The organism is Bradyrhizobium sp. CIR48, assembly GCF_014198315.1.
Lineage (GTDB): Bacteria > Pseudomonadota > Alphaproteobacteria > Rhizobiales > Xanthobacteraceae > Bradyrhizobium.
The window spans coordinates 1-18,380 of the sequence record NZ_JACIHG010000002.1 but is presented as its reverse complement, the minus strand read 5'-3'; the positions used below and the strand labels follow the sequence as shown (position 1 = coordinate 18,380).

The window sequence follows — 18,380 nt, the reverse complement described above, 5'->3', positions numbered from 1 at the left end:
CTCTCTCATGAAATACGAGCTCTACTACTGGCCCGAGATCCAGGGCCGCGGCGAATATGTGCGGTTGGCGCTGGAGGAGGCGGGGGCCGCTTACGTCGATGTCGCGCGCGGGCCGCGCGGCACGGCTGCGATGATGAAGATGATGGACGCACACAAGGACACGCCACCCTTTGCGCCGCCGTTCCTGAAAGCCGGCAAGATCGTCATCGGCCAGACCGCCAATATCCTGCTCTATCTCGGCGCCCGCCATGCGCTCGCGCCGAAGACGGAAGCCGGCAGGCTCTGGGTGCACCAGCTTCAGCTCACCATCACCGACCTCGTGGTCGAGATCCACGACACCCATCATCCGCTCGGACCCTCGCTCTATTACGAGGACCAGAAGCCGCCGGCGAAGAAACGCACGGCCGATTTCTGGGAGGAGCGGGTGCCGAAATATCTCGGCTATTTCGAGCAGCTTCTCACCGAGAATGGCGGCGCCTATGTCACTGGCCGGCGGCTGACCTATGTCGATCTCTCGCTATTCCAGATCGTCGCGGGGCTGCGCTATGCCTTTCCCAAGCGCATGAAGGCGTTCGAGACAGACATTCCGGGCCTCCTCGGCCTGCACGACCGCATCGCTGCGCGGCCGAACATCAAGGCCTATCTGGCAAGCGAGCGCCGCATTTCCTTCAACGAGCAGGGCATCTTCCGCCGCTATCGCGAACTGGATGGCTAAAGCGTTTCGAGCGAAGTGGATACCGGTTCGCGTCAAGAAAACGCGTCAAAAGAAGAAACTTTAGCCGGTCCGGAGGGAGGCTGGCGGCAGCCCCCGTTCCGGACCGGCCGCTTCGGGCGCGATCAATCGCCCGAACGCGTCGTGGCCGGTGGGCGTCTGTAGACGCTGCGGCCCAGAGCGGTCGTCTGAATCATCGGGCAGAGGCGAGAGGTCATGCTCGTCGGGGCAGGGCGGCTTGCAGAACATCGTCGCGTCTTTCGTTGCGTTGCGTGCCGCCGCTGTCTAGCGAAGTCCGCATTCCCAGGCGTCAGCCGTTCGGAGGAGGCAGCGCGATGCGCGCTCACCAGACGCCCGGCATCAGGCGATAGCGCACCCGCGCCGCATAATCGGCATAGCCCGGCAGGCCCTCGCGCAAGGTGCGTTCCTCTATGCCGATGCGGATCGCGAACAGGAGGACCAGAATCGGGACCATCACGAGTCCCCACCACGATCCCAGCAGCAACGGCACGCCGGCGAAGAACAGGACCATGCCGCTATACATGGGATGACGCACATGGGCGTAGGGGCCGGTCGAGATCACGCGCTGCGCGCGCTCGGCTTGCAGCTTCACCACGGGAGCAGCGAACGAGTTTTCGCGGAACACCCACATCGTGAACAATGTCGAGGCCAGGAACAGCGCGAGGCCGAACGCCTGAAGCGCGACCGGCATGTCGGACGATTGAAGGCGCCGATCGATGCCGATCAGCACCAGCCAGGCCAGCATCGCGAGGACGAAGACGCTCATGAACAATTTGTCGGCGGCGGGCTGATCCTTCTGCAGCACCGGCCGCAGCCGCTCGGCGAGCAGCGCCGGATCGATCCGGTAGAGCCACCAGCCGCAGAGCGGGCCGAGCAGGGTGCAGGTCGCGAGGAACACCCAGGCCGAGGGCCAGCGCAGCGTCCCTGCGGAGGCGAACAGCAGCGCGCCCATCGCGGCGGTGGTGATCGTGTTCTGCAGCAGCAGTCTGGCGATCATGCGCGGCTCCCCCGGCAATCTCGCACGATGTTGGCTTTGCTATCCGGCAAAGATAGGGCCAGACGTACGAAAGGCCCGATCGACCGGATCGGGCGCTTCAGCCTAGGCAAACCTGATCAGGCGAGCTGATCGATCCGCGTGCCCTGACCCGGCGGTAGCGGCGCGGGCGGCTGCGGCTTGTAGGTGGGGTCGGCGTCCTTGGTCTTGGTCTGATCGTCCTGCTGCTTGGTCGTGTCGTAGCTCGGAACCACGATCGCGATCGGCGGCGGCGCAACGGTGGAAACCTTCATCCGCAAATCCTCACACATGGAAACAACTGACCCTGCGCTGCGAGGAGCGAAAATTCCTTCAAGGCAATCGTTAAAATGCGAGGGATTGGCGTGGCGGCAGCGCCGTCATCCGCGCGCGCCAAAGGAGGCGACGAACCTCTCCCCGTCATTGCGAGGAGCCCTTGCGACGAAGCAATCCAGTGCCCTTCCGCGGAGACGGTCTGGATTGCTTCCGCCTTCGCCAAGGCTTCGGCGGACAAGTCGCTACGCTCGCAATGATGGAGCTTGTAGCGGCAGCGTTGCGTCACCACTTCGCGGAAAGAGCGAAGCCCTTCTATTCGTCCTTGCCGCGCGTGATCGCGATGGACGCATCCTTCTTGGTGCGGGTGCATTCCATGTTGAGTCGCCGATATCGCATGCTGATCTTGTCGCCGCGCAGCAGACCCATCCGCTTGAGGCAGCGGGTCGCGCCCGTCGTGGTGTCGTCCTTGGTCACGGTGAAGACGATCGCCGCCATCGATCCCACCAGCGCATAGAATTCTGGCGTCGGCTTGCGATCGCCCTTTGCATAGAGCTCGATGGAATATTTGTCGCCGCGGCAACCCACGGACAGCTCCTTGGCCGCCGGGTGCGTCAGGTAAACAACGTTGGCCGCCCGGAAATTCACCTTGAGGCGATCGACCTGGTTCGCCAGCTCCTTGGCACTGTCGTCGCAGCGGTCGGCGCGTGCGGGCGAAATGAGGGTCACAAGGCCGGTGATGGCGGCGGCGACCAGGATCGCGCCGCGGACGTTCAAGTTCAATGTCATGATGAAAAGCCCCTTAGGGCGCGCATTCAAGCGTCGTCGGGCGCGAAGTGCAAGGGTGGGAACGGGCATTTCCACGTGCTGCGCCAATGCCTTCCCGAGCCCTGGCCGCGCGCTCTCATGCGTATCGGTCCCTTCCTTTTCCGTCCAAAATGGGCTTAGAACGCTTCTACGCGAGGGCCCGCGCGTGGCCCCAAACCCCGAGATTCGCCCCATGAACGCTCCCACCGCCTTCCCCGACCCGTCAAAGCCCGTTCCGCCCTACAAGCACACCCCGCTGTTCCCGCTGGGCAAGGACGAGACGCCCTATAAGAAGATCACGGCCGAGGGCGTCAGGGTCGAGAAGGTCCTGGGCAAGGACATGCTGGTGGTGTCGCGCGAGGCGCTGCGGGCGCTGTCGGAGGCGGCTTTCGGCGACATCAATCATTACCTGCGCCCCGGCCATCTGAAGCAGCTCCGCGCGATCCTGGAGGACGGCGAGGCCAGCCCGAACGACAAGTTCGTCGCGCTGGACTTTTTGAAGAACGCCAACATCGCCGCGGGCGGCGTGCTGCCGATGTGCCAGGACACCGGCACCGCGATCATCATGGGCAAGAAGGGTTGCAACGTCATCACTGACGGCGACGACGAGGCGGCGCTGTCGGAAGGCGCGCGTGACGCTTACCTGCGCCGCAATCTGCGCTACTCGCAGGTCGCGCCGCTCTCGATGTACGAGGAAAAGAACACCGCCAACAACATGCCGGCGCAGTGCGAGATCTACGCCGAAGGCGATGACGCCTACAAGTTCATGTTCATGGCGAAGGGCGGCGGCAGCGCCAACAAGAGCTTCCTGTTCCAGGCGACGCCCTCGGTGTTGACCAAGGACCGGCTGCTGGCTTTCCTGAAGGAGAAGATCCTCACCCTCGGCACCGCGGCGTGCCCGCCCTATCATCTTGCGATCGTGATCGGCGGCACCTCGGCCGAGCTCTGCATGAAAACGGTGAAGCTCGCCTCCGCGCGCTATCTCGATGCGCTGCCGACCCACGGCTCGCCGGACGGCAACGCCTTCCGCGACGTCGAGATGGAGAAGGAAATCCACAAGATGACGCAATCGCTCGGCGTCGGCGCGCAGTTCGGCGGCAAATATTTCTGCCACGACGTCCGCGTGATCCGCATGCCGCGTCACGGCGCATCGCTCCCGATCGGGCTCGGCGTGTCCTGCTCGGCCGATCGACAGGTGCTCGGCAAGATCACCAGGGACGGCGTCTATCTCGAGGAGCTCGAGCACAACCCGGCGCAGTATCTGCCGCAGGTCGAGCAGGTGCTCGGCGGCGAGGTCGTCAAGATCGACCTCAACCAGCCGATGAAGGACATTCTGGCGACGTTCTCGAAGTATCCGATCAAGACCCGGGTCTCGATGACCGGCACCATGATCGTCGCGCGCGATAGCGCCCACGCCAAGCTGCGCGAGCGGCTGGAGAAGGGCGAGCCGCTGCCGGATTATTTCAAGAACCACCCGGTCTATTACGCCGGCCCGGCCAAGACGCCCGAGGGCTACGCCTCTGGCGCGTTCGGTCCGACCACCGCCGGCCGCATGGATTCCTTCGTCGACCAGTTCCAGGCCGCCGGCGGCTCGATGGTGATGGTGGCCAAGGGCAACCGCGCGCCGGCCGTGCGCGAGGCCTGCAAGAAATACGGCGGCTTCTATCTCGGCTCGATCGGCGGCGCCGCGGCGAACCTTGCCGAGCACTGCATCAAGAAGGTCGAGGTGCTCGAATATCCCGAGCTCGGCATGGAAGCGATCTGGCGCATCGAAGTCGTCGACTTCCCGGCGTTCATCATCATCGACGACAAGGGCAACGACTTCTTCAAGGAATTGAATTTGGGCTGAGGCCGCGTTCCCCGGACGCTGCGCAGCACCATAAGCGCGTTAGCGCGTGTTCGACGCGCTATGGTGATGCGCTGCTGATCCGGCGTCCATCGGCGAAAGATGGGTCCCGGCTCTGCGGAGCAGCGCTATGCGCTGCACCGCGTCCGGGACACGAGAGCGGTGCTTGGTCGCTCTATTTCACTAACTGCAGTTCGTTACCTGATTGGAGCACAGCGCGCGCCACCAGCCGCGGACGCCGTCGTGGCTCTCGACCAGACCCCAGAAGCCGCTGCAGGCGAACAGGCGCTTCGGGCCGCCGTCACCATCGATCGGGCCACCGAGTTCGCGCTGGGCCGGCATCCATTTGGCATCGACGAAGGGAGCCTGGAACAGCCCGCCCGCGCGCGTATAGCCGTTGGCGTAGCTCGCGCCGACCTTGTTGGAGGCGACCCAGCCGCGCCCGGCATAGGGTTTGGGCGCGCTCCGCGGATATCTCTTCTCGTCCTCGTAGTCCTTGCCCGGCGGCTTGGCGCCTTCGATCAGAAACCAGCCGTTCTTGAAGCCGATGATGCGGAATTCGGTGAGCCAGCCGCCGTCGGGCGTGTTCTCGGCGCCGCCTAACTTCAAGCGGTAGGGCGGCGGCAGCGTGCCGAGCACGCGCGCCGTCGCTGACGGCTCGGCGCGCACGTTGAGGCCAGCAGGGTCCTTGTCGATGGACCAGGCGCCGAGACTGCAGGGCTCGGTGCCATCGGGCAGCTTTGCACGTCCGGCGGCGAGATCGGCGTGCAGCTTTGCGAAATCGGTCTCGTCATTGTCGGGATCGGGCTCCGCGCGCGGCTTCAACTCGGCTGAAACGGCGCGTGTTGCATCCGGCGTCAGCGTGACCACGAGGGCCTGGCGCGCAGCGAACACACTTGCCGGTGTTTTCGGATCGTTCGACGTCGCCGGATAGACCGCGAGATATCCCATCGAGCCATCGGTTCGATAAGCGGCGCCGGCGACATAGCCTGCCGGGAGCAGGGCGAGCGCGCTTGCGCGCCACGCCGGTTCGGTGTCATCCGCGCGCGCCGCTTGTGTCGCGACGCACAGCATCGTCGCCGCGATGAGACGAAGCACGCGCATGATGTTGCGCGGCCTTAGGCGCGGGCGCCGGTGAACGGGAAGCTGCCCATCGGGCCGATGCCCATCTCGCCGTTGATGCTGTCGCCGGAGACGGTCCCGGTGAATTCGAGCGTGAGCGGCATCGGTTTGTCGATCGAGACCTTCCAGGAGACGTTGTCGCCGGAGACGGTGCCGTCGAAAATTTCGGTGGTATTACCTTCCGCCTGCTGCGTGCCCGTGAGCGTGCCGCCGGCGGCCTTCAGGCTCAGCGTGGTCTGGCGCTCGCCCATCGGCGTCGTCATGGTCAGATTCCAGTTGCCGTCTACGGCCATTCCCGTCTCCCGAACAAATCCCGGCGGACCGCGACGATCCGCGGCCAGTCCTTAAGCGAGCCTATAACCCAACTCGCAGCTCCTGCCTAACCCTGCGATAGGGCATTTAAGCGCGGGCTGCAGCGCGCCGGCGGCTGGTGACGATGAGCCTTAGAACGACATACTGCACGGCAAAGGCGAGGATCTTGGCGCCGCCGGCCACCACCGTGAGATAGAAGGCCCACAGCTTCAGATCGCCCGTGGAAGCGACCACGATCATGCCGACGCCGATGACGAACATCAGCAGCGCCCAGGCATAGCCTGCAGCCGTCACATATTCCGGAACGGTCTCGACGACGATCGGCGGCATGTAGCGCAGCATCCAGCCGCGCTTGAGCATGATCGCGCCGATGGCGAAATGCGCGATCGAAGGCTTTGCCATCATGAAGCGGGGATCATTGGTCAGCAGAGTGATCCCGCCCAGTCCGACGACGAGCGCGAGGCTCGCATACGTCATGTAGTTGAGTTGCTGGCCCTTGATGCGGGCGTGGATCACCTGCGCGATCGCGCCGGCGATCGCCACCGACGTCGCCAGGATGACGTTGTCGGTGACGAGATAAATGACGAGGAAGAGGATGGCGGAGAAGAGATCGGAGCCGAGGCGGGCGAATACGTCCTTCATCGTCAATCCTGTTCAGCGGATGTTGGGCAATGCGCGGGCAGGCGTACCGTACTTGATCTGGCGATACTCGGGATACCATTTTGTGAAGTAAATGGCGCTGTTGCGGGCGGCGAAGGCGACTGCAAGGCTCGACCAGAGCGGCAGGCCGGGGACGTAGAGCAGCACGAGATTGCCAGCCGCCATCAACAGCGCGGCCATGGTCCAGGCGCCGGTGATGACGTAATTGGCATAGAGAAAGCCGGGCATCGCCGCGGTCTCGGCCGGCACTGCTTCAAGCGCATATTGCAACGTGAAGGGACGGCGGACCAGCAGCGAGCCGAGCGAGATGACGAAGATGCCGATATCGACCGACAGCTTGACGCCGAGCGTTCCGAGCTGCGGGTCGAGCAGCACGAGGTAGAGGCCGATTGCGGCGAACACGATCGCCGAGCCTGCGGCCAGGGTCTTCACCGATCGCCCGCGCGCCACATCGATTGCGACGGTGCCGAGGCAGATCGCGGAGGCCACGAACACGCTCATCGCGGCCGACGTCACCAGCATCAGGAGGCTGTAAGCGCCGTAGGGCGCAAGGATCAGGAAAATCGCCATTGCCTATCTCGGTCAGGCCTATCTTTACGATGTAAAGATTAATAGTTCAGAGGCGAGGTCGGGTCAAGGGAAATCTTTACAGTGTCAAAATGACGTAGGCAACCTCCAAAAGATGAAGGGCTGCAACGGCCTGGTCGGACGCCTCGTCGGCCAATTCCGCCCAGGGCAGGCGCGACAGAATGGGGAGCGCGCAGGCGATCGCGAGGCCGAGGGCGAGCAGGATGCCGCCGTTGACGATGACGCCGTTGAAGATGACTTGGCCGCTCCGCCGCAGATGGATCACTTCGAATGTGAGCGCGACGCAGACAAGGGCGAGGATGGCGAGGAAGCCTGCGGTGATTGAGGGCATCTGGATACGGGCCTCTTTGGTGACACGTCCGTGCTGTGGCTCCGGGCGCGCGCCAAGTGGCGCGCCCCAGAAGGACGGGAGCTACTGTGCTCCCACCCAATTGCCGTGGAAACCATCCGGCACGCGGTGGCCGAGCTGCACCAGCGCGACGGGACCCGCTTCGACATCGGTGGCATTGAACACCGCGAGGTCGCTGCGGTTTTCCCGCGCCCGCCAGACCACGGCGAGCAGCCAGCCATCGCCCTCAGCCGCATCCTTCGATCGCTCGACGAACACCGGCTCGGAGATGGTGTCGCCGGCGGGCAGCAGATAATGGCCGAGACGCCTTCCGTTGCCGTCGACATGGACGACGCCGGAGAGCGCGCCGAACATCGGCTGGCGCGGATTGGCGCAGGCGTACCAGCCGTGGCGATTTTTCAACCCGGCGTGGCGGTCGTCGATGCGCGGGAATTCGCCGGTGAGATCGTCGAGATAGGTCTGCTGGAAGCGATCGGTATTCCCTGAGAGATCGAAGGTCCAGCGGCAGTGCCGGGCGCGCGACTTCTCCGGATCGGTCGGCCGGCCGTCGGGATGCGGAAACAACGGCGCTTCCTCGAACTGCATGACGTCGGCGATGATGCGGTTGTCGTCCTCCCACGCGTTCATGATGTGGAAGACGTAGCAGGCTTCACCGCGAAACCAGACGATGTCCTTTGCCGCGCCGCTCCGCTTCATCACGCCGACATAGGCGCCCTTGTCCGGCTCCCAGGCATAGGGCGGCTGCCCGCGCATTGCGCGCTCCATGCTGCCGGTGATCGGCAGGATCGGAAACAGCACATGGTTCGCGGTGACGATGAAGTCGTGCACCATGCTGGCATAGGGCGCCTCGAACCGCTCGAAGCGCGTCGCCTTGCCGGCGGCATCGATCGAGCCGTAGGAGAGGGCAGGCGTCAGCGGCCCCGCCGCGTTGTAGCCGAAGAACACGAGCTCGCCGGTCACAGGATCGATCTTCGGGTGCGCCGTGAAGCTGCCGGCGACGCGGCCCTGGTAGTTGTGATAGCCGCGCGTCGCCAGCGTGCCCGGCTCGATCTCGGTCGGCAGATGCGCTTCTTCCAGCGCCAGCAGCTTGCCGGCGTGGAAGATGATGTTGGTGTTGGCGACGCCGCCATCGGTGAGATCAGCCGGCGCGTCCGGCAGCTTGCGGCCGAAGCCGCCGAACAAAGCGCGGCCGGCATTGTGCTCGGCGAGCCATTTCGGCGTGCGGACCCAGCGGTTGCGATAGCTGGCGCGGCCGTTCTCGAGATGGAAGGCATGCAGCATGCCGTCGCCGACGAACCAATGCGCGCCGGGGGAATCGAACTGCGGGTTGGGACCGTTGCGATAGAGCGCGCCGTTCAGCTCGCGCGGCAATTCGCCGATGATCTTCAGGAATGGCGCGTCCGCTTCAAACGGGATCGGCGCGATGTTGTTGCGGCGCTCGGCGACGGCGTCGTGCTGCACGGCGTATCCCTCCTAATCTTTACATCGTAAAGATCAGATAGCGCCGATTGCCGCATCGGTCAAGCGAAATCTTTACACTGTCAATATTGCGTCATATAGCTTGCAAATGGCCAAGACCGATACCAAGAGCGAAACGGCGCGAAGCGCGCGTGCCCCCAGCAAGACAACGTCGACTGCGGCATCGCGCCCAAGGCGCGGCGCGGCGAGCGCGAAGACCGAGTCGCCGTACCATCACGGCGCCCTGCGCGAGGCGCTGCTCAAGGCCGCCGAACGGGTGCTGGAACGCGACGGGCTCGCCGGTCTCACATTGCGCGCGGTGGCGCGCGAGGCGGGCGTCTCGCATGCCGCGCCGACCCATCATTTCGGCGATCTCACCGGCCTGCTCAGCGAACTCGCGGCCGTGGGCTTCCGCCAGTTCAACGCCGCGATGGCCTCGTCGTCCGACGCCGCCACCACGCCGCTCGCGCGCGCGCTGGCGCGGCCGAAGGCCTATGTCGCCTATGCGCAGGCCCATCCCGGCATGTACGGCATCATGTTCCGCACCGAGCGGCTGGATTATTCGAGACCCTCGCTGCACGAGGCCGCCGAAGCCTCCTTCGCGGGCCTTGCCAACGCCATCGGCATGATGCGGCAGGAGCAGATCAGCGAAGACGCGCTGACGCTGAACCAGGGCGCCGCGATCGCGCGCGCCTGGTCGATGGTGCACGGTTTCACCATGCTGCTGCTCGATGGACGGCTCGAGGACATCCTCGGGCGGCTGCCCGAGGGGACGACGGCCGAACGCCTGCTGGAGGCGATGCTGACGGCGCCCATCGCGGCGAAGCCGCCCGGCACCTGATCGCCACCGCGAAACGCAACCCTTGCCGTGGTCAGGCGTTGACGCCGCATGGCAAGAACACCGCGCGCGCCCTGGAAACGCTCGAATCCCCGCAAGCGGGCAGGCAAGGCCTCCAAGCATCTCAGTCCCGCGCAGAAATCGGCGGCGAAGGCGCGCGCCCGCCGCGCCGGCCGCCGCTATCCAAACCTCGTGGACAACATGCGCATGGCAGCGAAGAAGACTTCAAAGAAGAAGACCGCGAAGAAGAGCTCAAAGTCCAAAGCGTCAAAAGCAAAGTCGAAGGCTTCGGCGAAGAAGACGCGCAAGCGCACAGCGAAGAAGGCCAAGTCCCGGAAGCGCAGCGTATCCAGCCGCGAAAAAGATCCGCGTGGCGGCCTGACCGCGACGGGCCGCAAGGCGTTTGCGCGCAAGCAGGGCGCCCATTTGCGGCCCGGCGTCACGAAGAGAGAGTCGGAGATGACGCCACAGGAGATGCGGCGGAAAGGGAGCTGGGCCGTGCGCTTCTATGGTCGCACGAAACTGCCGCCGCTGGTCGATGCCAAGGGGCAGCCGACCAGGCACGCGCTGTCAGCGCATGCCTGGGGCGAGCCGGTTCCGAAGACGGTGGCGGCGGCACGGCGCATCGCGGCGAAGGGAGAGCGGCTGCTGGCGCGCTATCGGCATGCCAAGGCGAGAGGCTAGCGCATCGTCGCCAGCTCGACGGCGCGGCCGCGCGTGCCGATGATCTTCACCTCGTCCTTGCCGCAAGCGAAGCCGCGGGCGAAATCGTCCGCAGCCTTGCGCGCAAGCTCGTTGGCGGTGGGATTGGCGATCGCATCGACATAGGCGACGTGACAGACCGGGCCCGGCGGCAGCCGGGTCACGACCAGCATGGCCTTGGTGTTGGGCCGGCCCTGCTTGTCGGGATCGGCGTTATCGGCGATGTGCCAGCGCTGGATGATCGCGAACGGCTTTGCGCCCACGGTACGCCATTCGATCGTGGTCTCCGACGAATTGAACGGGGCGAACCAGACCTTGGCTGCCGGTTCCTCAGCCGCAGCCCTGCGATTGCGGCCGACCGAGACGATTTCGCGAAGATCGTCCTCGGCAATCAGCACCAGGAGGCCGTCCTTGCCCGAACATGCCCGCGTGGTGCTGCCGTCGAGCTCGCTGGGCTTGCCGATCTGACGGCAATCCTTGGGCGCGGTCGAGGTGTATGTGCTGCCCACGGATTGGGCGTCGGCGCTGTTCAGGCCGATGCAGATCATCACGACGGCCAGGCCGATGCAGGTGATGCGGTTCATCATGAGGGCTTCGATCGCAGGGAACTCCGTAGCATCAGACGTCTTCATTGTGGGCAAGGTTCAAACAGGTGTGCGATAGACCTGACAGCGGCGCGGAATCGTTCTAGAAGAGCGGCTTCGCTTGGGCTCTTCCAGCCTCGTTCGCGTCCTCCTTTACTTGATCATGCCAGCCATCTCCTCGCAAAAACCCTATCGCGTCGGCCGCTCCAAGACCGGGCTCGGCCTCTTCGCCACCAAACCGATCAAGAAGGGCACCCGGATCATCCGCTATTTCGGACCGATCCTGGATTCGCGGATCCCCGAGCAGGATGACATCGAGAACAAGTACCTGTTCGAGCTCAATGGCCGCTGGACCATCGACGGTTCGGTGCGCAAGAACCTCGCCCGCTACATCAACCACTCCTGCCGGCCCAACGCCGAGTCCGACGTCCGGCCGCGCGAGCGCAAGGTCTTCATCCGCGCCATCAAGAACATCGAGCCGGGCGACGAGATCAACTACGATTACGGCACCGACTATTTCAAAGCCTATCTGAAGCCGATCGGTTGCAAGTGCGAGTCTTGCGAGAGGAAACGCAAGAAGCTGCGGGCCGAGCGCGCCAAGGTGAAGGCGCGCACGGAGCGCAAGGCGCAGAAGGCGGGCGCGAAAACCGCGTCCGTGAAAAAGAAGAAGCTGAACGGCAAGCACTTTGCCGGCAAGGTCGGCCGCGCCAAGGCGTAGCCGAGGCGCGATGGCCGCGACTGATGCGCGGCCAAGCCCGGGCCTCAAGCCGCCACAACGCTCGCACTTCTCCGCAATCCCACATATTGCAGCTCGGCGAACACGCCGGTGGCGATCGCCTGCGCGACGACCATGAGCGCGCCGGCAAGATTCGGCGACACCGCGCCGGAGAGCAGCAGCGCAATGCTGCCGACGGTCCAGGCCGCATTGCCGATCACGACCAGCAGCACGAGCGCCTTCGCCACCGAGGCCCGTGATGCCAGCCAGCCGACCAGCGCGGCGTAGGCGATCAGGAACAGGCCGGTCTCGCGCAGCAGCACTTCGGGCAGGTTGAACAGAGCAGCGAACGCGCTCGCGCCGAAAGTGAAGCCGAGGGCGGCAACGCCGCTGAAGACGGCGTCGGCCAACAGGGCGCGGCGCAGGAAGGTGGAAGCGTCGATCATCAGAGGTCTCCATGGTTGGGGTGGGCTCGGGGTGAAACTCAGTGCCATGCGCGCCACCAGGCGCGGAGCAGGCGGGCGATGCGGAACGGACAAAGGCTCCTGCCGACGCCGTGCTCGAAGGCTGTAACCTGCGCGAGCACGTAGTCGCCGGTCGAATGCACCAGCGGCTCCGGCATGTTGAGGCTGCGCGCCAGCATCCGCGTTGCGAAGGCCGTGGCCCAGGGAACTAGGTGGACTGCGACGGTCCGGTAGAGCAGCAGCGCGATCATGGTCATCTCCTGTCGCCACTGAAGATGCGCCGGCCCGGGGGCCAATTCGATTACCTCGTGGGTAAGAAAGGCGCCTATTCAAGACCGTTCTAAATTGTTCGACGCTATTCGCGAGGTGCACAAAATCCCTTGAAAAACAAATGCTTCTACGTACATCGGTGTTCGTCACTGTTTGTTCTCATACGCTCCTAGCCATCCGATTTGTTGGCACTTTTGTTGGTATCTGTTGGTACCGGAAGAACAAACGTTCTTGGCAACTTTCGATATTCCGAATAACAGGAAATCCAAAGCAGATGGCACGCAACAAGGAGGAGCACGCCGCTCCCGAACAGATCAGGACCGATGTCGACTGCCGCGTCGCCCGACCGAAGTTCGAGAACGGCGCGTGGAGAGCCACCAAGATTTCGGACGTGACTGGCGGCGGTCTCTATCTCTTGATCACGCCAGACCCGAACAGGCCGGGCAAGGCCGGCTCCAAGCTCTGGCGGATGGCCTATCGCTTTCACGGCAGGCAGAAGACCTACTCCATCGGGTCTTACGGAAACGGCAACGATGGCACCGTCTCGCTCGCCACAGCCCGCCAGAAACGTGACACCGCAAAGGCCCTGCTTGCACAAGACAGGCCGGTCGATCCCTCAATCGAAAAGCAATTCGAACGGCATCGCCAGGCAGCTGAACGCCCATTCGGCGCGTGGATCGACGAATGGCTTGCCGAGAAGAAAACCGAGAAGATCAAACGTGGCAGGCTTGTCACCGTGCGCAGTCCCGAAACCATCGCGCTACTCGAAAGATGGGCCGGCTACCTGAAGGATCGTTTCGGCAAGCTCTACCGGCCGGACATCAAGCGTCCTGACGTGCTTGCCTTCTTCCGGGCGATGCAGGCTGAGGGTAGGTTAGAGACCCGTGACCGGGTCCACAGTATCGGTGAGCAAGTCTGCGACTACGCCGACCTCGAAGGCGACGGCTACAATCCGTTCCGTGCCTGCAAGAAGCAACTCAGTGTCCACGTCTCGACACCACGCCCTGGCGTCACTGAGCCGCAGGATGTGGTTCGTCTCTTCAGGCTAATCATGCCGCCTTGGGAGAAGACCAGATTTGGCGATGTGGTCGGTGATGCCCTCCGGGTCGATGCGTTGACGGTCCCTCGACCCGGCATGATCAACGACATGGAATGGACCGAAATCGATTGGGATGCCAAACGCTGGACCATACCGGCGGCAAAGATGAAAACCGGATGGGACCATGTCGTGCCGCTGTCGCGGCAAGCCTTCACGGTCCTACGGCGCGTGCAGCAGATCACCGGCAGTCGGCGCTACGTTTTCGCTTGTGCCAAAGACAGACCGCTGTCCAGCAGAACGCTCTGTCATCGGCTGCGAACGCTCGGCATCGACACCAAGACCGAACATTGCGCCCATGGCTTCCGCACCACGTTCTCGACCCTTTGCCATCATGAGGAGGTCAATGAAGCCAAGGCGTGGGACAGCGATGTCATCGAATTACAGTTGGCGCATCTCGATAGCGACTCTGTAAAGGCGACTTACAAACGGCATGGACCGCTGGCATTGATCGGTTCACGCACCAAGCTGATGCAGCATTGGGCGGACCGGATCGACAGCTTTGCTGATCCAAAAAAGATTGTACCGATCGAGGTAACCTTTGAAAGATTGGCGAACTAGCTAGGTTAGAACGCATCTCTCATCCGCTCGGCTCGATGCGAGGGAGGCTCATATGATAGGCGTCGATCGAAGCGGCATCAACCATGGTCTGGCCCTCCATTTTGTAGGCGATGATTTTTCCCTTCTTGATGAGCCCGTAGGCCTTGGTTCGACCGAAACCGCCGCGCTCCAACGCCTTCTTCAACGGAATCAGAGTCCTTTTCTGATGGGGCCCGTCTGTCGTTGCCATTGAGACCTTCCTCGTGTTCGACTGGTCATCCTTGTCCGCCGCCCAGGTCGGGACCGACATCGCGGTTTGCGCACAAGCAAGGCCGTCATCGTGCTTTCGAGCAGCGCGCCTGTCATCCGCCTCTGTGAACTTGGTTTCGACAGCCAGATTCGCGATCGCAAGAGATGACGAATCTAACGGAAGAAGGCTCTGCGTCAATTCATGCAATCACAGCGTTGGCTCGTCATTCTAGTGAAAGCAAAGAAAGCTTCGAGCATTATGAGGTAACTGAAGGAGCCGAGCCTCATTGTGAGCCAGTGAAAAATAGGAGAAGAAGAGAGGAATCATTTTCCGGTGACTGGCTTTTTGCGTCATCTGTTGGTGTGACCAATTTAGTTGAACGTGCATCAAATCGCCCCTTTGTTGCTTTAAGTTGCTCAAGCTTCGCCAATGATGGATCGAGATAGCGGACAACGATTACGTTGTGCGATGTGTAACTAAGTACGCATATTTGGCTCAGCACGCCGGTCGCTTGTCCGTATTCTCAAGCGAACGTTGCCGCAGTATCGCGAAACTCGGATCTAGAACGGGTTTGGTAGCGAAGAGCATGATCGAGATTTCGTCGATGTCCGTGCAAGGCCTTGAAACATCGAGAGCCAGACCGCCAGCCGCCGCGCGATGCAGGCTGTCGCGCGAATGCTTTTTGCATCACCTCGGGCAGGATTGACGCAACGAATCTTCATGCGCAGCTTTGAGAAATCGCCCCTGAATGGGCTTTTCAACCGATAGCCGTGCGCACATCTTGGAGACCGTTACATGCGACGGGCTTTGAGTTAGTCGACGCCGTGTCATTTTCCGCAGAGAGCGCCACGCTGCAGGCGATGCTGCGCGCCGAGCGAGCGGCCCGTTTGGCCGCGGAAGCCGAGGCCCAGGCGGGGACTTTGCTGACCTTCCACTGGTGCTGAAGGAGCTCCAGCGTCTCGGTCACGTCTTCGCCGAGCTTCCGCAATCGGCTGTCGCCACAGCATGGGCAGGTCGCAGGTGTCGGATAGACAATGCGCTGCCGCGGCAAATGCTCCGGCAGCGGCCGGCGGGCTGGCGACCAGAGAATCACAAGACCCGGTCTCTGTCCGAACCGCTGATCGTGCCACCGATTCAAATCCCAGCGATCAGCCGGCCGCCTGCGGTCGCCAGGTATGTTGCGGCATCCGCCAGTCGCCAGCAGGTAGCCGAGCTGGGCTGGGGTGATTGTCACCACGCCATCAGCCGACGACGGCCACAGGAAGCGGCCGCGCTCCAGCCGCTTGGCATAAAGTGACATGCCAGGTCCATCGTGCCAAAGGATCTTGATCAGCTTGCCGCTTTTGCCACGGAACACATAGAGGTCGCCGCCGTGCGGGTCTCGCGTGAACGCTTCCTGCACCAGCAAGGCCAGCGAGTTCATGCCGCGACGCATATCGGTGTGGCCGGTCGCAATCCACACCCGCACGCCCGACGCAATGGGGATTACCGTAGGCGTCCATCTGCCGGCGCCGCCACGGCGGCCTTCAGCGTCGCCGCGTCGACCGTACCCGTGACCCGCATCCGAGCCCCGGCAGCAAGCTCGATCTCGATCGACCCGCCGCTGCTGGCCGGTGCGACTGGACAAGGCGTCGGCCCTGATTCCGCGACCACCATCGCCGGTACGAAGCCAGGTTTGATGGGCGGCATCCTTCGGCTCAGGCCGAAACGACCGTCGCCATCGCAGCAGCAATGAGCGCGAAATGCCATATCGCCGCGCCGTTGCCGCGACTTGGCGCGGCGCCTGAGCTCTCCAGGACGGTCTTGAGCTTCTTATCCTCGGACCAGCGCCGCCGCCGGCCCGTGTCCACCACCTCAAGCCGTTCGACTTGGGCACTGCGCCTATCACTGTCCATAAGGACAGTTCTCAACAACACGCCTCATTCGGCAAGGCGGCCTTCACCGGACGGATACTACGAATCCCTGACCGGCTCTGCCTCGATCGCGTCGGTGCGTTTCCGACACCTGGATGTTTGATCATTGCGACGGTGAGAGCAGGTGCCCGCTTATGATGGGAGGCTTGTCTGAACTGGAGATGCCTTTCGGCTTGGATGGCGCCGCGATGTCCAAGATCAATTGGAAGTCGGCCCTCGAGAGTCAGACACGATCTCCGGTCTGATTAGTCTGTTTGATCCACGCGGGCCACATCCCTGCCCCAAGTGCGGTCACCAGATTCCACTGAAAGAATCGATCGCGGCGCCTCTGCTTGAAGCCGAGCGACGCGTTGAGTGTGCCCTCGCGATGAACTAGATCCAGTCTTATCGAATTCCCCATTGACACGTAACTGGTCCCGGCTGCTCGGATTTGCTCTCAACTGTAGTCGACAAATTTGAACCGGCGGCAAGTTCAAGTGCAGCACCACCATGAAGCCTTTGCAGGAGAACAAATACCCGACGAGGCCGGCGCGGTGGTGCTCCCTAGCGGAGCCGCCGCGGCGTCTCAGTTAATTGAAATACAGCGGTAATATGGGCCATCTCGTAATTGAATCTCGACAAATCTGCCGTCCATGTCCTTCCGAATTTGAGAGGAGGAGTGTCTAGGCAGGCTGAAGTTGCCGGCGCTGTGAACGATCAGACTGTCGACAATCTGCTTGAGCAAGACAGTTATATTCACTCTTCTGGTGTAACGTCGATCGCCGTCTGACGAGAGACTGTTGATCTCTTCCGCAAGACCGAGCAGCGACGTCCTTTGCTCCTCCCCCATTTTGTCGAGCAAGGCCGGGTGAGCTAAAAAGGCGAGAACGGTGGTCTCGAAATCCTTGTACGTCCAGGCGGAGCGGCTGCATGCGCTGTCGTTCAAAACCTGCTCGCACACCAGAACCTGCACGTTTGAGATCCGATGGAAGATGACCTCGCCACCGCAGTAGGCGCACGAGCACAAACCACCGAAGATGTTAGCGAGGTCATTTCCTTTGCGCCCACGATGCGCCAGATTCTGTTGGCGTGCCGCCTGCGCAGTAGCGAAAGTGGCCTTGTCTATTACTGCAGGGTAATAGCCGGCAATGGGAGGGCCGCTCGGGATACCCTTCTTATGACCTGCAGCGAAGGACTTCGGCTGGTATTCGCCATAGGTCGCCCGGTTCCGGAGCATGGAGTCTATGGTGGTGTTGTCCCAGTTGAGCGATCCGGTGAAAGTCGGCACCTTTTGTTCGTCGAGATAATTCGCGATGGCGTAGCTGCCCATCCCGCCGATCGCGAGTTGGAAAATTTTTCGCACGGTTTCGGCCCGATCCGGGAGGAACACGAAAGACAACCGGTTTTTAGTGAGGCCAAGCCAACTTGGCGCCGCTGAGATCTTTTTGCTGCTCTCTTTAGACATAGTGATCCTAGATCCGAATGGCTGGCTGCGCCGTCTAAACGGACACTCGATTCGTCCCCAAGACCAAATCGATTCCCCTCCTTCAGGTGCACTAGACGTGCATGTTCCCGACCTGAGGACCCATCGTCGGCGAAGCACTCACGCAGCTGTGAGTGCTAGAATTGTCATACCTAACAATAGCTTAAACGAGAATTCCTCTCAAGAAGTTGCGTGATTTTTGTGCAACACCTGTCCGAAAACAAGCTTCATAGGCCCGTTTCGGAGCGTTCTCTTGTTGTGTGTGCATGGGGCATCGATCATGGTGACTGGGCGACGGAGGGGGGCATCCCGAGGTCGTCCCGTTTAGGTCATTTCGCTTAAGTCCCTCGCGTTCATGCGGGTGTGTCCGAAGACGCGAAGGAGCC

Annotated in this window: 21 protein-coding genes and 2 pseudogenes; 7 read left to right on the top strand and 16 right to left on the bottom strand. The window is 62.6% G+C overall.

The annotated features are described in order from the left end of the window. The first annotated feature begins 7 nt into the window (after positions 1-7). On the top strand, positions 8-715 hold the full coding sequence (locus GGD66_RS06595) for a glutathione S-transferase (RefSeq protein WP_183257176.1): 708 nt from the start codon (positions 8-10) through the stop codon (positions 713-715). A 340-nt stretch (positions 716-1,055) separates the two neighbouring features. Here GGD66_RS06595 and GGD66_RS06590 read toward each other — a convergent pair whose 3' ends face one another. From GGD66_RS06590 to GGD66_RS06580, 3 genes are all read right to left on the bottom strand, one after another. Further along, positions 1,056-1,730 (bottom strand): isoprenylcysteine carboxylmethyltransferase family protein, encoded by a 675-nt coding sequence (locus tag GGD66_RS06590; protein WP_183257175.1) that lies wholly within the window; start codon positions 1,728-1,730, stop codon positions 1,056-1,058. Positions 1,731-1,846: 116 nt separating this feature from the next. Continuing rightward, entirely contained in the window at positions 1,847-2,020 is a 174-nt protein-coding gene (locus GGD66_RS06585) for a hypothetical protein (protein ID WP_018321873.1), read from the bottom strand. A 313-nt stretch (positions 2,021-2,333) separates the two neighbouring features. Then, entirely contained in the window at positions 2,334-2,807 is a 474-nt protein-coding gene (locus GGD66_RS06580) for a hypothetical protein (protein WP_092262688.1), read from the bottom strand. A gap of 211 nt (positions 2,808-3,018) precedes the next feature. Here GGD66_RS06580 and GGD66_RS06575 point away from each other — a divergent pair, with 211 nt between their 5' ends. Then, positions 3,019-4,674 (top strand): fumarate hydratase, encoded by a 1,656-nt coding sequence (locus tag GGD66_RS06575; protein WP_183257174.1) that lies wholly within the window; start codon positions 3,019-3,021, stop codon positions 4,672-4,674. A gap of 180 nt (positions 4,675-4,854) precedes the next feature. Here the strand turns inward: GGD66_RS06575 and GGD66_RS06570 are convergent, their stop codons facing one another. The 6 genes from GGD66_RS06570 to GGD66_RS06545 all read right to left on the bottom strand — a co-directional run bounded on the left by GGD66_RS06570 (position 4,855) and on the right by GGD66_RS06545 (position 9,163). Next, the gene (locus GGD66_RS06570) at positions 4,855-5,775 is read right to left on the bottom strand and encodes an SH3 domain-containing protein (RefSeq protein ID WP_183257173.1); all 921 of its coding nucleotides are present in this window, start codon (positions 5,773-5,775) and stop codon (positions 4,855-4,857) included. A gap of 14 nt (positions 5,776-5,789) precedes the next feature. Beyond that, a complete protein-coding gene (locus GGD66_RS06565; protein ID WP_018321877.1) occupies positions 5,790-6,086 on the bottom strand; it encodes a hypothetical protein in 297 nt (98 codons plus the stop codon). A gap of 106 nt (positions 6,087-6,192) precedes the next feature. Continuing rightward, on the bottom strand, positions 6,193-6,747 hold the full coding sequence (locus GGD66_RS06560; RefSeq protein WP_018321878.1) for an inner membrane-spanning protein YciB: 555 nt from the start codon (positions 6,745-6,747) through the stop codon (positions 6,193-6,195). 12 nt (positions 6,748-6,759) lie between these two features. After that, complete coding sequence (locus tag GGD66_RS06555; protein ID WP_183257172.1) at positions 6,760-7,335, bottom strand: hypothetical protein; 576 nt, start codon at positions 7,333-7,335, stop codon at positions 6,760-6,762. Positions 7,336-7,411: 76 nt separating this feature from the next. Further along, positions 7,412-7,684, bottom strand: a complete 273-nt coding sequence (locus GGD66_RS06550) for a hypothetical protein (RefSeq protein ID WP_210321497.1) — start codon at positions 7,682-7,684, stop codon at positions 7,412-7,414. An 81-nt stretch (positions 7,685-7,765) separates the two neighbouring features. After that, a complete protein-coding gene (locus GGD66_RS06545; RefSeq protein WP_183257171.1) occupies positions 7,766-9,163 on the bottom strand; it encodes a carotenoid oxygenase family protein in 1,398 nt (465 codons plus the stop codon). A gap of 106 nt (positions 9,164-9,269) precedes the next feature. Here GGD66_RS06545 and GGD66_RS06540 point away from each other — a divergent pair, with 106 nt between their 5' ends. Together GGD66_RS06540 and GGD66_RS06535 are read left to right on the top strand one after the other, a co-directional pair. After that, positions 9,270-10,001, top strand: a complete 732-nt coding sequence (locus tag GGD66_RS06540) for a TetR/AcrR family transcriptional regulator (RefSeq protein WP_183230101.1) — start codon at positions 9,270-9,272, stop codon at positions 9,999-10,001. A gap of 48 nt (positions 10,002-10,049) precedes the next feature. Beyond that, the gene (locus tag GGD66_RS06535; RefSeq protein WP_183230099.1) at positions 10,050-10,682 is read left to right on the top strand and encodes a DUF6321 domain-containing protein; all 633 of its coding nucleotides are present in this window, start codon (positions 10,050-10,052) and stop codon (positions 10,680-10,682) included. Here GGD66_RS06535 and GGD66_RS06530 read toward each other — a convergent pair. Further along, positions 10,679-11,284 carry a hypothetical protein gene (locus GGD66_RS06530; protein WP_183257600.1) on the bottom strand — a complete coding sequence of 202 codons (606 nt, stop codon included), beginning with the start codon at positions 11,282-11,284 and terminating at the stop codon, positions 10,679-10,681. The two genes, GGD66_RS06535 and GGD66_RS06530, sit on opposite strands and share 4 nt — an antisense overlap. Positions 11,285-11,447: 163 nt before the next feature. Between GGD66_RS06530 and GGD66_RS06525 the strand changes: the two genes are divergently transcribed. After that, positions 11,448-12,002 carry an SET domain-containing protein gene (locus GGD66_RS06525; protein WP_183257170.1) on the top strand — a complete coding sequence of 185 codons (555 nt, stop codon included), beginning with the start codon at positions 11,448-11,450 and terminating at the stop codon, positions 12,000-12,002. A gap of 44 nt (positions 12,003-12,046) precedes the next feature. Here GGD66_RS06525 and GGD66_RS06520 read toward each other — a convergent pair whose 3' ends face one another. Both GGD66_RS06520 and GGD66_RS06515 read right to left on the bottom strand, forming a co-directional pair. Next, the gene (locus tag GGD66_RS06520; protein WP_183257169.1) at positions 12,047-12,445 is read right to left on the bottom strand and encodes a hypothetical protein; all 399 of its coding nucleotides are present in this window, start codon (positions 12,443-12,445) and stop codon (positions 12,047-12,049) included. A gap of 38 nt (positions 12,446-12,483) precedes the next feature. Beyond that, entirely contained in the window at positions 12,484-12,714 is a 231-nt protein-coding gene (locus tag GGD66_RS06515; RefSeq protein ID WP_183257168.1) for a hypothetical protein, read from the bottom strand. 293 nt (positions 12,715-13,007) lie between these two features. Here GGD66_RS06515 and GGD66_RS06510 point away from each other — a divergent pair, with 293 nt between their 5' ends. Further along, entirely contained in the window at positions 13,008-14,390 is a 1,383-nt protein-coding gene (locus tag GGD66_RS06510) for a tyrosine-type recombinase/integrase (RefSeq protein WP_183238591.1), read from the top strand. Positions 14,391-14,409: 19 nt separating this feature from the next. Here the strand turns inward: GGD66_RS06510 and GGD66_RS06505 are convergent, their stop codons facing one another. Continuing rightward, positions 14,410-14,619 carry a hypothetical protein gene (locus tag GGD66_RS06505; protein WP_026202632.1) on the bottom strand — a complete coding sequence of 70 codons (210 nt, stop codon included), beginning with the start codon at positions 14,617-14,619 and terminating at the stop codon, positions 14,410-14,412. A gap of 164 nt (positions 14,620-14,783) precedes the next feature. On the opposite strand from GGD66_RS06505, the gene GGD66_RS06500 reads away from it, so the two are divergent. Next, positions 14,784-15,065: a hypothetical protein gene (locus GGD66_RS06500; RefSeq protein ID WP_183238590.1), complete on the top strand. Its 282-nt coding sequence runs from the start codon at positions 14,784-14,786 to the stop codon at positions 15,063-15,065. Positions 15,066-15,544: 479 nt separating this feature from the next. Here GGD66_RS06500 and GGD66_RS41135 read toward each other — a convergent pair. The 3 genes and pseudogenes from GGD66_RS41135 to GGD66_RS06490 all read right to left on the bottom strand — a co-directional run. Next, positions 15,545-15,697 (bottom strand): annotated as a pseudogene (locus GGD66_RS41135) (IS66 family transposase zinc-finger binding domain-containing protein); the annotation flags it as partial. Between the two features lie 177 nt (positions 15,698-15,874). Continuing rightward, positions 15,875-16,042, bottom strand: a pseudogene (tnpB, locus tag GGD66_RS06495) (IS66 family insertion sequence element accessory protein TnpB); the annotation flags it as partial. A 1,055-nt stretch (positions 16,043-17,097) separates the two neighbouring features. Further along, on the bottom strand, positions 17,098-17,976 hold the full coding sequence (locus tag GGD66_RS06490) for a recombinase family protein (protein ID WP_183238589.1): 879 nt from the start codon (positions 17,974-17,976) through the stop codon (positions 17,098-17,100). Positions 17,977-18,380 lie beyond the last annotated feature (404 nt).

Bases quoted from the DNA above. Each gene is read 5' to 3' on its own strand.
- GGD66_RS06550 (WP_210321497.1), bottom strand. From the start codon at position 7,684: ATGCCCTCAATCACCGCAGGCTTCCTCGCCATCCTCGCCCTTGTCTGC.
- GGD66_RS06530 (WP_183257600.1), bottom strand. From the start codon at position 11,284: ATGAACCGCATCACCTGCATCGGCCTGGCCGTCGTGATGATCTGCATC.
- GGD66_RS06575 (WP_183257174.1), top strand. From the start codon at position 3,019: ATGAACGCTCCCACCGCCTTCCCCGACCCGTCAAAGCCCGTTCCGCCC.
- GGD66_RS06505 (WP_026202632.1), bottom strand. From the start codon at position 14,619: ATGGCAACGACAGACGGGCCCCATCAGAAAAGGACTCTGATTCCGTTG.
- GGD66_RS06570 (WP_183257173.1), bottom strand. From the start codon at position 5,775: ATGCGCGTGCTTCGTCTCATCGCGGCGACGATGCTGTGCGTCGCGACA.
- GGD66_RS06595 (WP_183257176.1), top strand. From the start codon at position 8: ATGAAATACGAGCTCTACTACTGGCCCGAGATCCAGGGCCGCGGCGAA.
- GGD66_RS06510 (WP_183238591.1), top strand. From the start codon at position 13,008: ATGGCACGCAACAAGGAGGAGCACGCCGCTCCCGAACAGATCAGGACC.
- GGD66_RS06585 (WP_018321873.1), bottom strand. From the start codon at position 2,020: ATGAAGGTTTCCACCGTTGCGCCGCCGCCGATCGCGATCGTGGTTCCG.
- GGD66_RS06540 (WP_183230101.1), top strand. From the start codon at position 9,270: ATGGCCAAGACCGATACCAAGAGCGAAACGGCGCGAAGCGCGCGTGCC.
- GGD66_RS06580 (WP_092262688.1), bottom strand. From the start codon at position 2,807: ATGACATTGAACTTGAACGTCCGCGGCGCGATCCTGGTCGCCGCCGCC.
- GGD66_RS06555 (WP_183257172.1), bottom strand. From the start codon at position 7,335: ATGGCGATTTTCCTGATCCTTGCGCCCTACGGCGCTTACAGCCTCCTG.
- GGD66_RS06515 (WP_183257168.1), bottom strand. From the start codon at position 12,714: ATGATCGCGCTGCTGCTCTACCGGACCGTCGCAGTCCACCTAGTTCCC.
- GGD66_RS06490 (WP_183238589.1), bottom strand. From the start codon at position 17,976: ATGTCTAAAGAGAGCAGCAAAAAGATCTCAGCGGCGCCAAGTTGGCTT.
- GGD66_RS06525 (WP_183257170.1), top strand. From the start codon at position 11,448: ATGCCAGCCATCTCCTCGCAAAAACCCTATCGCGTCGGCCGCTCCAAG.
- GGD66_RS06535 (WP_183230099.1), top strand. From the start codon at position 10,050: ATGGCAAGAACACCGCGCGCGCCCTGGAAACGCTCGAATCCCCGCAAG.
- GGD66_RS06565 (WP_018321877.1), bottom strand. From the start codon at position 6,086: ATGGCCGTAGACGGCAACTGGAATCTGACCATGACGACGCCGATGGGC.
- GGD66_RS06560 (WP_018321878.1), bottom strand. From the start codon at position 6,747: ATGAAGGACGTATTCGCCCGCCTCGGCTCCGATCTCTTCTCCGCCATC.
- GGD66_RS06520 (WP_183257169.1), bottom strand. From the start codon at position 12,445: ATGATCGACGCTTCCACCTTCCTGCGCCGCGCCCTGTTGGCCGACGCC.
- GGD66_RS06590 (WP_183257175.1), bottom strand. From the start codon at position 1,730: ATGATCGCCAGACTGCTGCTGCAGAACACGATCACCACCGCCGCGATG.
- GGD66_RS06500 (WP_183238590.1), top strand. From the start codon at position 14,784: ATGACGAATCTAACGGAAGAAGGCTCTGCGTCAATTCATGCAATCACA.